This is a genomic window from Pedobacter cryoconitis (assembly GCF_014200605.1).
In the GTDB taxonomy this organism is placed as follows: domain Bacteria; phylum Bacteroidota; class Bacteroidia; order Sphingobacteriales; family Sphingobacteriaceae; genus Pedobacter; species Pedobacter cryoconitis_B.
In genome coordinates this window covers 74,979-91,347 of the sequence record NZ_JACHCE010000004.1, presented here as the reverse complement: position 1 = coordinate 91,347, position 16,369 = coordinate 74,979, and the positions used below count along the sequence as shown (strand labels likewise).

Below are 16,369 nucleotides of genomic sequence, written 5' to 3'. Positions count from 1 at the left end.
TTTTATAATCGCTTTTATTAATAATAATGTTCGTCGCTTAAAAAGCTTTCATCATCCCATAACCTGGTGACTTTGTAATCAATAAATATGGCAGTGCCATAGTTACAATTCGTTCTTAGTTGAAGCGCATAATCGTGCGTATTTTTGCTTTTCCAGCGAATACCGATTTTATTCCAGAAAAAACCATAATAAGCGGATGTTTTTCTGATTTTATTCCTGGAGCCACCAAATGCACTGAGTGCATAAGCATGAAGAATAGCGAATTTGCCAGATCTTTTTTTGCCGGTACGGGCCATAACCTCAAAAGCCTGGCAATTATCCAGTCCATCAATAATGGTATGCCATTTTCCGTCTGCGGGGATTTTTCCATTACAAAAAGTACCCACACGGCCTTCCATCGCAGCAAATCCATTGACGTCAAGGTTGTAATCCTTGTGACTTCGTTTGCCTATACCTAAACTTCCATTGACATGGAAAAAGAAGCTCGTTTTCTCTGATAGATTATCACTTAAATCATCGGCAGGGCTAAACCTTAAGCCCGAAATATCCTGCTCATCCTTTTCAATATAAAAGAATGGATTTACATCATCTATACTTTTAAACAACGTGATCAGCTTTTTGGAAACCTTACTCGAATGCAGGATTAGTCCATTTTCATTGTCTTTCTCAAAGCCATCATCATGTCTGTTAAGCATCGAATCAATAAGATCCGAAAAATGGTTTTCGGTAGGGATCCCACCATTACGAAAGAACTTCTTCAGGTCTTCACGGCCATGGACTTTGCTCTTAAACATAGTTTTTTAATTTAATGAGGGTAAATAGTAAAATCATATAATTCTTCTTTCACAACAGGGTTACCGGCAACTGTACTGGTTTCAGGAGACTGCAAAACGAGTAAATCTGACCCGATAGAGAAATCCCCGATTCCGGATTTTACAGGTTCTTCTGGTTTATGCTCTCTGATCACCTTTAGCTGATGATCATCGGCCGGGATCAGTATCGCACCAGCTACAGAGCCCTGCAGGCTATCTGTCAGATCAATCGAAGTATCAATAAGCTGTGCATCAAACCGGCCTTCTTTCTGGTTCCATACCTTAAAGAAATGCACCAGTGAAAAACCCGTGATATATTCGATATAGGGCTGATGCTGCAAATGGTTTAAAATTTCCAGAATATATATTTTCGAGCCCATTTTAAAATCAGCTTTAGCATCATAAAGCCAGGCAGAAATATATTTGTTAATATCCTGGTTCAGCTGTTTGATATAATAACCATCACTCTGCAATGTATTTCCGGCAGCTTTAAATTTCACTTTAGCAACCACCATTACTCTTTCATAGATCGGATTTCCTACCTCTATACGGATGAAATCTGAAACAGAACCTGTAACGAATTTTTTAATAGCATATAAAAGTGATAAACTAACCCTGGGTTCCTGGCTGATAAAACTGCCATCTTCCCGTTCTTTGGGGATCACGATCAAATGGATATCTATTCCCGGCAAAATCACAGCCTCATTGTCGGTTGTACCATAACATTTAACCATCATAATCTGCGGAAAGGCATCCAGTACGGCCTGACAGATATCCAGTACAGATAACAAGCGTTGTTTATGCCTTAATCTTTCACTCACCCTGATATTGTATTTGCCGTCAGACTCTTTCGGATAGCCGCCAAAAGAAGGGAAAAATTGCATCAGGCTTTTTACTGCCGGCAAACTGCCCCGAAAACCTTTAACGGCATCTTTGGGCAGGATATAAGCCGAATCAGGAAAATTTGATTGTCCGGGTTCCCTGACTGCAATGACGGCCTGCGAAAATATGGCGATCGTCCTGGATTTTAAAGAGCTCGCACAAGGTAAAGATGCCCTTATCCAGTACAGGTCTGCATTAAGAATTGTATTTCCTTTATCGACCCCCTCCGGAATTTTGAGTGTGACCACACCTGTATTCATAAAATTATTTGTGGTATCCATCAGTACGCCCGAATTTGGAAAAGGAACCCATTTATTTTGAACTAAATGGCTCCAGTTGATTAATTCTGGTTCATGCATGGAATGGTGCAGGTTTGCTTCCGCCAATTGAAACAAAAGAGACAGTTCCTGGTTTTCTGTCAGCTCACTTAAGCCCAGAAAGAGATTGCTTTCATGATTGGGAGGAGGGACAAAGAAGTTGTTTTTTAAATTCTTACCATTATAAAACTCTTCATATCCAAAAGGGTAAAGATGAAACAGCACAAGATCATCTCTGTTTTCCTGTGTGCTTCCATAAATTAATTCTGAATGTTCCAGTGTATAATCGATAGACATCGACTTCAACACGGGCACATAAGGCGGGTTAGGGGCGTCCTTCTTTTTGACGAACCTTTTGGCATTATGTTCAGCTATTTCAATAAATGACCTGGTATACAGCCGGTTTCCAAAAGCATCATCAGGCTGTACCAGTTCAACCCGCAAAGTACCCTGTTTAAAGTCATCATTTGTATCATCCTTATCCAATTCGGGCATATTCTCAAATTTGATCCGCTTTAAATCAATTCTGTTAATGGTGGTCCTGTTCTTCAGCAAGGCTTTACCATGAGGGCTCTGACGCTCAAATAAATTAAACTCTTGTTTTTCTTCTGTTCCGGGGGTAAATCTGGAATTGGTATTGCTGCTCAGTGTTATCTTAAAAGAATCATTGGTAAACGGATATGGATAACCCTGATAATAATCCTCAAAACCATTCTCATCAGCAGGAAGATCAAACCAGTAAAACTGAAGACGGAAATTAACCAGGTAGCTGTTAAAGATATTACTGTTATGAATATCCAGGTATGAACCTCTGACTGGCAGAGCGCCAAAAGGCTGAAATGGCGCTTTTCCATGCAAATCAAACTGGTTGTTTCTTAGTTTAAAATGTTCAGATTCCCTGACATCCACTTTGATATTGACCCTTTCTATTACAAAATAAGAAAGAAAAGTATAAGGGTGGTGAAAAGAGTAATTATTGAGTGATAAACGCAAAGCTGGTAATTGCAAACCAAGATCCTGTCCATGCAAAGCCGGATTATAAATAGCAATAGCCTCTTCAGTACTCTTCATCCTGAATTTGATTTCCATGCAGCAGCTGCTGGTCGTGCTGGCAGGGGTAAAAGATACTGCATAGTGTTTAATGGGCAACCAGCCATTGGCCCCCGTAATTGTGATATCAAAACTCTGATTCAGCAATTGCAGTATTAATACCTCCTTATTGGTGTTTAAAGCCTTATACATCCGGGTTACATGTTCATCAAATTTTAGACAGGATTCCTGCTTGATAAAAAATTTGACACTAAAATTCCTTTGCCCATCCACCTGGTATAAAAGCGGAGAGGCAACCATCAGTCCTATATCTGCCTGGTCCATTGTTTTTTGCTGGAGCGGTAATTCACTTTGATCCTCGCCCAGTAAAGGCCAGGGAAAAGAAATTCCGTCTTTTTGAAAAGTATCGGGAACAGCAGAAGGATAATTCCCCTGGTATACCTGCAATTCATTGACATCTCCGGCACTGCTTGTTCTCCCTTTTAACTGTAATTTGTTACTGATAAAAACTGTTTTTAGTTCCCTGACCTGTGTTGCACTGATTTCTGTATCATTGGCTAAAGCATAAATGAGCTTCTCCTGGTACCCTTCAACTTCAGCAATCAGTTGTTCACCCTTATTTAACACAAAAGGCGTGCTCAAAGGTATTGGCCCAACAATAAGGTGCATCTTGTCCAGCTGCTCTTCTTTATTTTTGATACCGATAATATCATGATAGAAATAATCCAGATGTTTTTGCAGTAAATGGTTAACTGGCTGCTGCAGATAAGTATAAAGTTTTAAAAAGGAGAGCAATAAAGCAGTGTGCGGGTCAAAGACATCACCATCAACTATTTGAGTTTTTATATACTGTCTTGCAGTATTGGAAAGTTTGTTAAATTTCGCTTCTAAATCAGCAACAAGATTGTCAAAATAGGGAACAGACAGGATTACCTTTTCGCGGACAGACCCGTTTTTATGGAAAGGTTCATCAATAACTTCAAAATTCCTTTCAAATATATAGCTGAATGATTGCTCCTCAAAGTGAATTCTAACCGCTTCACCAAGCAGTTCTATCGCATTCAGATTATAATCATAAAGCCGCTGCAAATGGTGGGCGAACGTTTCTTTAGTGAGGTCAAAATGATTGGTACGGCCCAGGTTATTGGCCGTTTCCAGTCTTTTATGAAACTCCATCTGGAGAATTGCAAAACCCTGGATAAAAAGAAAAATATTTCTTAAGCAGATAGTCAGATCCTGTTGGTTTTCTGCCAGTTTAAGCGCATGGGTTAATTTTTTATACTGGTCGGTCGAAGTCCTGCTCTCTACACTGGCCAGCAATTCTATAAGTATATCAATATCTGAACTCAGGAAGTCTTGCCAGTCTCCCTGAATATGATTCGTTTCATCGTAGTAATTGAACTGGCCGCAAAGCTCATAAAGTAATTTGAACAAATCGGGTGCGTCTTTCTCATCTATACCAAAATAGGAGGTATCCAAAGAAGCCAGGTAGCGTTCCGACTGGCTCATGCCATCTTTAATTTCGGGCTTTAGTTCTGTTGCCATAAGCTTAAATAGAAACGTTAGTACCTTCTGCCAGATAAAAGGGATAAACAATATTGTGCCTGGTATTCGTGGTGATCACAGTATATTCTATATGCATGTAAACTAAACCCTCTAAATTGGCTTCCTGTGAAATCTCCGCCTGATGAAATCTGATTCTGGGTTCAAAATTTAATAAAGCCTGTCCGATCATCTGATTTAATTCAGTAATCAGGTTCGAACTCAGCTGCTCGAAAACCATTTTTTTGAGATTACAGCCAAATTCAGGCTGCATGATCCTTTCACCAGGGGTAGTGCCCAGTATAATATGTATACTCTGTTCAATATCTTTAACCCCCGAAGACATCCGGTTTTTATTATTTATCCGGTCAAACGCAGGCGGAAAACTCCAGCCCCGTCCTAAAAATGTTCTTTCTTCCTGTTCCATTTTATCCTCCTATAAGTACGGTCGGGCATCCTATAGCAATCGTTCCTCCATGAGCTGTGGTATCTCCCATACGCGCTGCAGGTTTGCCGCAGAGTAAAACTGTTGACGATCCTTTAATAATAGAGTCTGGCGGTCCGACACATACTGCCATATCGCCCACCACGGCAGCTATCATTTTTCCTATAATTACAGTAGGGGCGCCAGGGCCAATAACCGGGCCGCCTACATGAGGTATAGGAGGAAGGCCAGGGGTGAGCATAGGACAAGTATGCATATCAGTAATTCTTGCGGCCATTAATCCCATATCATTTCATTTAATTTCTGTTAGTTAATCATGACCATTGCACCTTTAATGGTAGTGGGGCCCGAGGCAGAGACTTCGGCAGTACCACCTTTTGCAGCAAATTCTCCCAAAGCTGTATTTTTGATACTCTGCCCCGAAACGGCTACATCTCCGCCACTTGAAGAAATCGTTATCTTGCCGCCAGCCGAAAGTTTCAGGCTGCCTTTAGCATCCAGTACAATGTCTTTATCACTGGTCAGTTTGATGCCATCTGCAGTCATACTGATCAGGTTATTGTTTTTATCTTTGAGTTCAATCGTATGTTTATCATCCTTTTCGCTGATGGTAATTTTGTTTTCACCAGGAGTTTCAATCTGTATTACTTTATACTGATCGTCAAAAGATATTTTAAGCTTACTTTTAGTTGTGATTCTTTTGATATAATTATTTTCATCAGGTGCAGGGTTAGGAGCAACGTTTTTATGACCAAAAAGTGAACCCAGTATAACTGGGAAATTGGGATCACTATCTACAAAACCAACCGCCACTTCATCGCCAATTTCAGGCAGAAATTCTAATCCCGATCCCGAGGTTGCATAAAAATTGGCCATTCTTGCCCAAACTTCATTTTCTTTATCCTGTTCAGCTGGTAAAGCAACCAGAACTTTGTATAAAGAACCCGGCTCTTTTGTATCCTGTGCTAATCTGACTACTCTTGCAGTTCTCAGTCCGTAAGCTACTGGCACCCTGCCATTGGCTGGCTGTGCTGAAAAATCTTGCTTTTTACTGATTGGTTTATTATCCAGGCCGAATTTTGCGGTTGTTTTCCATAAACCCTTGTTAATAGAATGGGTTACAGAAGTCACATAAGCATTTCCATTATATCTTTTTCCTACCCCTTCAAGGAGTATAATTGTCCCGGTTTTTACCAGTGGGGAACCTACAAAACTGACACTTCCCCTAATCGCGCTTAAACGGATCTGCAATAATTTGCTATTTACATACCCTTCTAATTCTGCCGGAGTGGTTGGTGTATTTAAACGGTGTGACTGTGGGGCGGGGCTAAATTTTCCGGCTAATTCTTTGGGCTGTAAATTACCCTGATTATTCATCGAAGGTTCTTTAGCTGTCACATTGATTGGTACCTGCTTGTCATCATAACCAGAGCCTTTAACAGTAGTTGGTTGGTTTTCAGCGATAAGTTCACCCGAAAAGTCCAGTATAGAATCCCCTGAAGCCAGCCTGATGACTGGCTGCTGTGTTAAGCCCGGAGGTTTAACGCTGACCGTATCTGCATCCAGACTAACAATAAACCCATTTTCGTCGGCTCTTGAAACCATAAAGTCCCAGTCGGTAGCTTGGTTTTGAGCAAATTGTTCATGTTTAATAGTGGTAGTCTCTACCGATTTCTTAATTCCATAGTTATCCAGTATTTTTTCAATAATACCGCTATCTGTTAAATTCTGAAAGGTCGTTGTTTTTTGATTCCTGGTCATATTCACAACCATGTGTTTACAACTTAATTTCATGCTTACAGGCTGATCGCCACTAAGCTGAATGGAATGACTGACAATACAGCCCTTAAATAATACAGTTTCGCCCTTATCATCATAGCCCCCTGTAATTTCAAGGGTATTGCCCGGAGTAAATATTTCATCATCAGCTACGGTCAAACTGGAAAAGTCGCTGGCATAATTACCAGAAATAGAGAGTTCTGCCGAAGAGATAGTGCCAAGCTGATGTGAAATAGAAATTGATTCAATCCCATATTCCTCCTTCATTTCTGTATTGTTAATTTTAACAGTACAGCGCAGAGACATGTTCTTTATAATTTCCCAGGGACTTGCAGGCATAGCTTTTATTTTTTTAAAGGAGGAAAATAGATCTGGTCTCCTGGTTTAATTGCATTGATATTACTCAGGTTATTGATTCTGGCAACCTCCATATAATAAGCACTGGTCCCATAAATCCGGTATGTCATCAGCGGTAAAGTATCACCTGCTTTAACGGTACGCGCATGTGTTAAATCAGGAGAACTGTTAGCTGCTTTATTAACTTTAGTCTGCGGGTCAACAGATGCTTTGAATTCCATAGAGACCTCAGCCCTTAAACAAGTTCCGTCTGGTTTAAACAGCGTGTATTTGACATTATAGGAAGTACATACCCCTTTAAAAACAAAATTACCCCAGGTAACTTTTACATAAGGCGGCATATGAATTTCTCCATTATATTCATAAACCAGTTTGGAGAGGTCTTTCAGATAGGCATCTACATCTTTAAAACCGGCTGACTGAACAATTTTTGTTCCGTCAACCAGTAATTTATCTATCTTCAACACACTGCCCCCGGTATTGTTAAAGAAGAATGTTTGTTCAGAATCTCCTTTAATATTGAAAGAACTGAAGTTATTGGAATTGGTCACTGCATAACTTTCCGGGTTGATAAAAGCATTAATTGTGCCTTTATGGCTACTTATATAATCTGCTTTACCATAAGAATCTATTCTTAGTTTAATGAGTGCCATATTACCTTTCTAAACTTTTTTCAATTTTGCGCTGAATTTTTTCCAGACATTTCTCAATAATCCGGTCTTCGAGGTCACGCATCTGCTCTTTTACATCCGTATTTGATGTATGGTTAGCAGTTTCTATATTAACTTTGATCACAAGCTCCCGTATCTCTAAAGGCATAATTCAACAAATTATTATTCCATTCTTACAAAATAGTCATAGGCAATAGTCAGTGTTTCAATGGCCAGTGCATTCTCCTCAGCCTTAAATTCAGACATCTCGATACCTACAGGATAAGCATTTTCCACTCTCCATCTGATCGTAGGGGCTCTTTGCTCATCAATCAGACTGATATAGATCTGTTTAGGCTTAAAATTGAAATTCCTGATGGCGTCATTGATCCATGCCGTAAACTGTGAACCTCTCAGGATTCCCCGCTTCAAAACCAGTGGATTATACTGTGCTCTTTTAGGCAGTTTATGTTCATAGTCATTCACTCCACCTTCAATTACAGTTTCAAGATCCATTTTAACAGAAAGTCCACCTACATCCCTGAAGCTGCATTCTCCTTCATTGCTAAACCCAGGTATTCTGACTTCAAAACTAAAAGCGACAGGGACCTCATATGGATATGCCATCTGTGTTATATTTAGCTAGCCAGTTCAAACCCTTCATGAGCAAGTTCCATAGTTTCTACCGCAGGCTCATTCGCATCTGCTTTCATATCAGATACCGACATTTTAACCGGGAAAGCGTTTTTAAGGTTCCAGGACATTGCTACAGCATTGGATTCATCCAATAAGCTGATTACCACAGTCTGTCTTTCAAATGTGTTCATCTTGATCTTATTGTATAAGTCCCATAACTTTTTGTCATCTTTAAAAATGCCTTTCTTCAGGGTTACATTCCCGAATTTCTTAATCCCCGGCATTTTCACTGTAGAAAACACAGCACTATTGCCAACCCTGTATTCAATCACCTGTGTCTCAGAAGAAAGACCGGTTACTTCCTGAAATAATAATTCGTCACTTCCAATCTTCACTGAGAACTGAAATTTAACCAACGGCCACGTTGTGGCTGCCTGAGCGGCTCCATTATCTGCCATAAAAAATGTTTTAGTATGAGGTTAATAAATAAATTAAGATTGTTGTTGTTGTTGCTGGAACGTCAGTACGATAAATTCTGCAGGGCGTACAATGGCTAACATAACCGTAATACGCATAATTCCGTCCAGTATATCATTTGGGGTCATCGTAGAACCCAGTCCGATCTGTACATTATAAGCCTGCTCTGGCGCGGCACCTGCAAGAGCACCCTGTTTCCATAAATTATACAGGAAATTATTGATCATACTGCTGATCGTAACCCAGGTATTTCCGTCATTGGCCTCAAAAACATAAGCTCTTGTAGCCAGTTTTAAAGACTGCTCTATCATAATCAGTGTACGTCTTACGTTAATGTATCTCCAATCCTGGCTATTACCGTCTAAGGTACGTGCACCCCAAACCAATGTACCTATACCCGGAAAAGGACGGATGACGTTGATAGATTTACCCGCCATAACATCTACATTCAGTTTTTGCTGTTCCTCATGAGAAACGGCAATTGCAGGCTCATTCACCATTGTTAAAGACACATTAGCCGGTGATTTCCAAACGCCCCTTGCGGTATCCACAAAAGTATAAATCCCTGCTATAGCAGAACTTGGCGGCAGTAAATTCAGTTTAGACCTGATCTCTTCAATGATTGCCACATAACTTGGGCTGGCAGCTTTTAACGACTGATGATAATTTATCTGATCAGTCAGGGTTACTTTATCTGGCGCAATAGCTTCAAAGGCCGTAACAATAGCTTTTACATTATCTTCAGGTAATAAATCTTCCAGTTTTACTGAAGGATCAATATTCTCATAATTAATTTCGCTGGGCTGTATTACAGAAGTTTTAAGATAAGGATAATAGGCAGCACCGTAATTTAAAGAATTGGCACCTATACCAGTGCGGAAACTTTCACTATCCTGTTCAATTGTATTTCCTGGTTTATTGTAAACATCAAATATCCCAAAGCGGCTTTGCATGCCTGCACAATGTTGTAAAGCTAAGACATATAGACCATAAGCAAGCGTTTCGCCTTTGGTAATCACATCCGGTAATACAACTAATGTAGGTTCATATTCTTTTTCAAGGAGAGAAAAAACGTTTTGATTTTCAGGCCCTTGTGTAAAGTGGTTGGCGTCAATGTCAAATCCGTCAGGTTTATCACCATAAGTATCTACAGCAAGGATGTAACATACACTTCCTCCATTGTAATAAAATAACCTGATTGCATTATAAAGCAGGAATTCATGATTTGGATTAATTTCTACCACTTGATCTTTGCCATTGATCTTAAAGGTTTCAACTCCTGCCACTGCAGGTGTTGGCGGGTCTTTAATCGTAAACTTAGGATTGAAACCTTTGCCAAAATACTCTACGAATACTGCAAGAGAAGTAATCCTTGTGGGTTTGTACACCAGCGATTTACCATTTCTTTCTGCTTTTTCAGTATAACCAATAAAAACCGGTATGGCGGTTTCTACTGCTACTGCGGATCCGGGAAAGGCGTTTTTCTCCTCTATGTATACACCGGGGGTTTTGTAATCTAATGCCATAGTTTTTCTTTTTATTTTATGTGCGATTAATTAAATTTCTGGATGTCAGATAAATATGAATGAGATGTTTTTACCCTTGTGTTGCTCTGCAATTTCAATAGCTGATATATATTGTGGATTTGGGCCGGGTAATACCGGCAGTATCACTTTATGGCGCTGCGTCTCTGGCTGATAATCTTCAACCAGTTGAAAAGTATGAGGTACCCGCTGATAATGAGGAATAGGTCTTTTAGAAAAGAATAAAAAGGCTGTTTGATTTTCAGTAATCCGGGATGGCTCAGGGCCAGAAAATAATTCCTTTGTTTCTTTATCCAGAATCGCAGGGTTAATTAACTCCTGAAGATAATCAGTAGTTACCACATAACACCAATAGGTTGAAACCGTACTAAAAGAAATTTGCAGGCTTTCTTCCAGTGCATCATGCAATTGGAGATCAATCACTCCAAAAGGTTTGGTAAAAAAATCACCAGTTCTGGTGTCTGCCTTTCTGAAATCCGCTTTACCTACATAGGCGCCTGTATGTAAATTTGCATTTCCAGTGTTTGTAAAAAAGAAATAATTACAGGAGATATCCGTATTAAATTCGGTAGTATAATTATAAAAGTTGTTGTCCATGTTCATCACTAAGAATTTTAATTGTTCAGCACTTCCTAAAAAATCTCTTCTCAATCTTTCATTTCCGTAATAAAGCGAATCATAAAGCACATGGATCCCATATTGAAAAGGAACCAGTATGCCTCCATTATTTCTGAGCGTCAGTTTGGTTTCAGCCGTAGGCTTAACTGTTAAAGACCTCAGGTTCCCATCCGGGAAGAAATCGTGTTTAAAAAAGATGCTGAATGCTTTCTCGTATTGCTGCATCATACTACCTGAGGATTATTTTCGGCAATACCTGTTACTACCGGGCGGTATTCGCTTACTTTGTTCGCATTATAAACAATCATTCGTACTTTATATAAAACAGACGGCATATATTTAGCACCTAGTACAGACCAGATATTGCTTAATTTATCTGGTTCAACTGATTCCATTTCAAAAATCAATTTCTCTAAATCTTTATCCATCCCTGGTGTATTGGTATGGTCAAAGACATTTTTCTCCTGTAAAAAGCCTATTGCAAAAGATAAGAATCTAAGTGCTTCGACATAATTTGTATCAGAGAAATAACAGGAAATCATTAAATGCAGCTGTATACAAATTGGTTTGGCTGTATTTATGTTTAATCCGGCCCCTGTTAAACCTTCGCGTTTTAGATTGGTATCCCTAATAATATTGATTAGTGTAATTAATACTTTGTTTTCTCCCTGCACTGCAATACTTCCGTTCTGGTTGACTATTCCAGAAATAATAGCCCTGTCATCATCTATTTTAAGTTTGCTCTTAAAAAAAATATTCATTTCTTCAGCAAGACAGTTTAAACAAGCGTAGATCATTATAAAACTGGTTTATTGTTTAAATTTCAATAGGGGTAACCAAAACTATTCAATATAACCCGAGAGCTTACCGGTAGAATTACGTGTTTATGAATACACGTAATTCTACTTGATTTTATGCTGGCTAATAAGATCAAATTAGCATTGCGGATAAATAGCAATATAGAATCCAAAAATCGTGGCCTGCATATGAAAAGGATAGCCTTAAATTTCCTCTTACTTCTTTTTTTTGTTTTATTATTTCAGAGTAGTGGGGCAGCTTATACAAATTCCTCTTTAAAGCTATTGTCTGACCGTAGTGCGGTAAGTACGATCTCAGTTTTTCAGCAGCAGGACCCTAAAAAAGAACAACCCAAACCAGAAGTTAAGAAAACTAATCTCTGGAAGACTTTGCTTGCCTTTTTGAAATTCAAAAGCAGAGCAGATAAAAAGCTGGATGGAAAAATACTGCTGGCCATTGAAAAATTGGGTTTAACAGATTCTATTGCGGCTACCTCAGCCAATGTAAGGGTGATGATTGCCGAATTAAAAAAAACGAGATACCATGATATGGATTCTCTTCAATCTGTTTTATCCGGCCTGATTCAGCAGCAAAAAGAAGTAAACAATACCGTAAAGCCTGGTGAAACCGCTGCTTCAACACCTTCAAATGCAGATCTGGCTGCACTTGCCAACCAGCTCATCCCGATATTAGATCAGCGGGCCGTTCAGGAGACTGGCAGCATCGATAAATTTGAAAAACTGAGAAAGTTAAACCGTGTTAAAAATGCAGATCCAAAAACCATTTATACTTTAAAGATCTCCGATACGCTGAACCGTAAATATACGCTCCAGCTGAAAAACAAAGTAGAAATTTTTGGTTTTTTTGATGCGGCTTACGGAGGCAGTGCCAATGCTTTTTTCAATCCGGCAACTTCCCTGGTTTATTATCCACTGCCTATCAATGAATCAACTGGTAATTTTGATCGTTTAAATGGCTGGGATACTGCCCCTGTAATTAGCCAGGCGCAAAAAAGTGGTTCTAAAGTATATTTCTCCGTATTGATTGCCAATAGAAGTTCAAAGCCGGCAATATTGTTTAATGAGCAGGTTCAGAGAAAATCTATTGCCAATATATTACTGCTGTTAAAGCAACGAAAGGCCAGCGGTGTGAATATCAGTTTCAAGAACCTGGCTAAGCAGGATAAAAAACGTTTCTCTGCATTTATTGGCCTTTTGCATCAATCATTACAGGCCGCAGACAAGGCGGCTCAATTATTTGTTACCCTGCCGCGGACAAATTTTGACGGTGCCTACGAACTGGAAGAACTGAATAAATACACTGACCGGTATTTCATAGATTTTGCTTCTAATACTTCGCGTAAAGGGGCTGCGCTTGCCCCGCTTACGGGAAAGGGGCATGAAACAATTGATGCTTCTTATACCTGGTACATCGCACATGGCATTGAGGCAGAAAAGCTAATTATAGTCCTGCCATACCGGGGAGCAAAATGTGAAATAGATCCGGTTACTTTTGCGCCGAAAGTATTCACCGGATATTTACCATTTAATGAGATAGGGCTCATGACTCAAAATCATGCTTTATATAGTGCTGCAAATGAAAGTTTATACATTGATTCTGTGTTTCATAATGGCCGGAGTTATCGGATATGGTATGATGACGAGGTAACTTTATCTAAAAAATATGAATATATCTTAAAGAATAATGTAGCGGGAATAGGCCTTTATTATATCAATTATGATGATTCTTTCGCTGTACTCAATGATGAGCTGATGTATAAATTTACTTATGTTGATACGACCTATTTAAAACCCATACCAGCAGTGGTCAGCTCCAAAATCACTTTTCTGGAACAGGTTAAAAGACATATTACTTTGTGGAACTTTATTCTTCAAAATCCCTGTGCTACGTGTTTTGAAAGTGAGGTTTCCTCTGCCGGCAACTCAAAAATCAATGCTTACCTCAGTGAGCTGAAAGTATATTCGCTGGTTAAGGAAGAAAAACAGGAAAACGCAAAAACACTGGGTACTTATCAGGGGACGAAAACGAATAATGTCACCTTTAAAGAAGTTTTTAATTATGTCAATGCCGAGTTGAATACCTTTTTAAAGTATGTTACACTCATCTTTTTTATGATCAGTCTGGCTGTTACAATCTACTTTATCTGGGGAATACGCTATTACGCGGGTGACTGGAAATACAAGAAACTGGTTGCCGGGATATTATTTGGTCTTATTTCTTTGTTTGTCCTTTTTGGATCTACCTTTTGTTTTACCAGTGACCTGATACCAATTTTCGGGGTGTCGGCAGCTACCGCAGATAGTCCTGGCTGTGTTACCGACCCCGAATGCGTTAATATGCCTTTCAATACTTTGTTTATCATTATTGTCATCAGCGTGGCAATTGGCTTCCTGATTTTTAACTATTTGATTACGCCATTGATTAAAAAGGACGATTTGCCTTAAAATCGAAATCATTCTAAAACATGAATTATGAGTAATTACGCTAATGAAAATAGGGAAAAGAAAGGCCAGTCATTGTCCAGAAACGTTTCTCAGAGAAAAAAAGAAAATAACACGGGTTTACCAGATAATTTGAAATCTGGTATCGAGAATCTTTCCAGCTATTCACTGGATGATGTCAAAGTGCACTATAATTCAGATAAACCTTCTCAATTGCAGGCACATGCATATGCACAGGGAACAGATATACATCTGGCACCCGGTCAGGAGAAACATTTACCGCATGAGGCCTGGCATGTGGTACAGCAGAAGCAGGGTAGGGTTGAGCCGACGATGCAGTTGAAAGGACAGGTTAATGTAAATGATGATGCAGGATTGGAAAAAGAAGCAGATGTGATGGGGGCAAAAGCCTTCCAGTTTGTAAATTATCAACTTAAGGCTGTTGAGCCTGCATCTAATCCAAATTCCTTGCAAAAAGGTGTCGTACAAGCAGCTATGGCAGATTTAACCAGGATTCAAAAAGAACGGTTTAAAAAATCGGATAAGGGTAAGTATACAACAGTTGGTTTTGAAATAGATGTGCTGACTACAAATGCAGGAAATCCTATACAAGGGATGTCCCATCTTGTAGTAGGTAAAGGTACTGCTCCATTTGCCGGTCAATCTTTGGGTTATCAATTAGAAACAGATGCTGGTAATGTTTTGGAAATGGTGACACCACCATACTTAATTGAAAAAAATGAAAATGGTGTTTTGAATGCTGCTGATCTAATCATGGTTGTAGGTCATTTGAAGCAGGGTTATGATGCCGCTCAAAACTCTATAGACAGTATTCCTAAGCCAGGAAAAAAAGCAAATGTGAATGCAGAACTCGCTAATATAACGAATAGCGTAAGTGGAAATTTTGATGCTGGATTAACTCCTCAAGCGATTAAGATTTATAATCCTCTAATACCACCAGCACCAGCACCAGCACCACCAACAACAACAATACCACCACCAGAAGTAATGGTCAATGAAACCCACATGTCCCCAAAGGCAAATCTTAATACGCTTATTAATTCTTTAGCCGGCAAAAACAACATTCATATCACTGCTGGTGCGGGACCTGCATTTAATCCTCAATTGAATATTTTTACATCTGTGCAAAATTACGATGCACTATCTGCTTCAACAGAATCCCGTTTGGATAAATTAAACGATTTTAAACATAAAGAAGCTAAAGATATAACTGATGTAAAAGTCGATCTTATTACACGGCTTAGAACAATGCTGGTTGATGTTTCATTTAAAACATCAATCGATTTTCTTGAATATACCTTAAAGGTACTTGATCCAAGACGTACTGCTTTGGCCATACAAAAAAGTGGACAGGATAAGATGTTTTCAGATAAAGCACCATTAACTGGCACGAAAGCAGCAGAGTTTAATGAGGCCGCCAGCGATGTGAGTTATGTGAAAGATCAAAAAGGTGTGTGGCTTAAAACTGACGTTTATAATTATATTGTTAAATCTTTATATGGCGATCAGACCAAGATAAATGAATTCGGAAATAATCTCAAGAGTGTGTATGATAGCCTGAATTTGGTAACGCATATTGCAACCCGGAGCTGGGTATTAGGTCTATCACATTTATATAATGATTTAAAATTATTTGAAGCTTCTAATGGAAACCGACCAACGCCGGCTCTTGAAAAGGATTGGGGAGGTGCCACTTTTTTCACTAGCGATACTGTTCTGGGAATACGGCATGATACCCTATTAAAAGAAGAAAAAGTAAAGGAATGTTATGAAATGCTCAACAGACCAGGCAGCTATAACTTTGACGACGGCCGTGTTTTAGTAGAACTAAGGAATATGGGGTTCGTAAAAGGAGATACTATAACTGAAATCAATGATAAATTGACTGCTTTTCTTGCGGCCTGGGAAGGGGCACTCTAAAGACTGAACTATTTTTACAGAGCTGAAAGGAAACAATGATTGTATTGTTTCTGAAAATA

At 39.2% G+C, this 16,369-nt stretch carries 14 protein-coding genes; 2 read left to right on the top strand and 12 right to left on the bottom strand.

What is annotated here, in order from left to right; genetic code table 11:
* Positions 1–17 precede the first annotated feature (17 nt).
* The 12 genes from HDE68_RS13655 to HDE68_RS13600 all read right to left on the bottom strand — a co-directional run bounded on the left by HDE68_RS13655 (position 18) and on the right by HDE68_RS13600 (position 11,906).
* On the bottom strand, positions 18–794 hold the full coding sequence (locus tag HDE68_RS13655; protein ID WP_183882777.1) for an adhesin: 777 nt from the start codon (positions 792–794) through the stop codon (positions 18–20).
* An 11-nt stretch (positions 795–805) separates the two neighbouring features.
* Complete coding sequence (locus HDE68_RS13650) at positions 806–4,606, bottom strand: hypothetical protein (RefSeq protein ID WP_183882776.1); 3,801 nt, start codon at positions 4,604–4,606, stop codon at positions 806–808.
* Between the two features lie 4 nt (positions 4,607–4,610).
* Positions 4,611–5,030 (bottom strand): GPW/gp25 family protein, encoded by a 420-nt coding sequence (locus HDE68_RS13645; protein WP_183882775.1) that lies wholly within the window; start codon positions 5,028–5,030, stop codon positions 4,611–4,613.
* 1 nt (position 5,031) lies between these two features.
* The gene (locus HDE68_RS13640) at positions 5,032–5,334 is read right to left on the bottom strand and encodes a PAAR domain-containing protein (protein ID WP_221300735.1); all 303 of its coding nucleotides are present in this window, start codon (positions 5,332–5,334) and stop codon (positions 5,032–5,034) included.
* A 20-nt stretch (positions 5,335–5,354) separates the two neighbouring features.
* Positions 5,355–7,094 carry a type VI secretion system tip protein VgrG gene (vgrG, locus tag HDE68_RS13635; protein ID WP_183882774.1) on the bottom strand — a complete coding sequence of 580 codons (1,740 nt, stop codon included), beginning with the start codon at positions 7,092–7,094 and terminating at the stop codon, positions 5,355–5,357.
* A 77-nt stretch (positions 7,095–7,171) separates the two neighbouring features.
* Complete coding sequence (locus HDE68_RS13630) at positions 7,172–7,837, bottom strand: CIS tube protein (RefSeq protein WP_183882773.1); 666 nt, start codon at positions 7,835–7,837, stop codon at positions 7,172–7,174.
* A gap of 1 nt (position 7,838) precedes the next feature.
* Positions 7,839–8,003, bottom strand: coding sequence for a DUF5908 family protein (locus HDE68_RS13625; RefSeq protein WP_183882772.1), 165 nt, complete (start codon positions 8,001–8,003; stop codon positions 7,839–7,841).
* 14 nt (positions 8,004–8,017) lie between these two features.
* Complete coding sequence (locus tag HDE68_RS13620) at positions 8,018–8,461, bottom strand: phage tail protein (protein WP_183882771.1); 444 nt, start codon at positions 8,459–8,461, stop codon at positions 8,018–8,020.
* A gap of 11 nt (positions 8,462–8,472) precedes the next feature.
* A complete protein-coding gene (locus HDE68_RS13615) occupies positions 8,473–8,928 on the bottom strand; it encodes a phage tail protein (protein ID WP_183882770.1) in 456 nt (151 codons plus the stop codon).
* 33 nt (positions 8,929–8,961) lie between these two features.
* Entirely contained in the window at positions 8,962–10,473 is a 1,512-nt protein-coding gene (locus HDE68_RS13610; protein WP_183882769.1) for a phage tail sheath family protein, read from the bottom strand.
* A 45-nt stretch (positions 10,474–10,518) separates the two neighbouring features.
* Positions 10,519–11,337 carry a hypothetical protein gene (locus HDE68_RS13605; RefSeq protein WP_183882768.1) on the bottom strand — a complete coding sequence of 273 codons (819 nt, stop codon included), beginning with the start codon at positions 11,335–11,337 and terminating at the stop codon, positions 10,519–10,521.
* Positions 11,334–11,906 carry a DUF4255 domain-containing protein gene (locus HDE68_RS13600; RefSeq protein WP_183882767.1) on the bottom strand — a complete coding sequence of 191 codons (573 nt, stop codon included), beginning with the start codon at positions 11,904–11,906 and terminating at the stop codon, positions 11,334–11,336. The genes HDE68_RS13605 and HDE68_RS13600 overlap by 4 nt, the downstream gene beginning before the upstream one ends.
* Before the next feature lie 189 nt (positions 11,907–12,095).
* Here HDE68_RS13600 and HDE68_RS13595 point away from each other — a divergent pair, with 189 nt between their 5' ends.
* Together HDE68_RS13595 and HDE68_RS13590 are read left to right on the top strand one after the other, a co-directional pair.
* Entirely contained in the window at positions 12,096–14,372 is a 2,277-nt protein-coding gene (locus HDE68_RS13595) for a glycoside hydrolase family 18 protein (protein ID WP_183882766.1), read from the top strand.
* A 27-nt stretch (positions 14,373–14,399) separates the two neighbouring features.
* Positions 14,400–16,310, top strand: coding sequence for a DUF4157 domain-containing protein (locus HDE68_RS13590; protein ID WP_183882765.1), 1,911 nt, complete (start codon positions 14,400–14,402; stop codon positions 16,308–16,310).
* Positions 16,311–16,369: the final 59 nt, after the last annotated feature.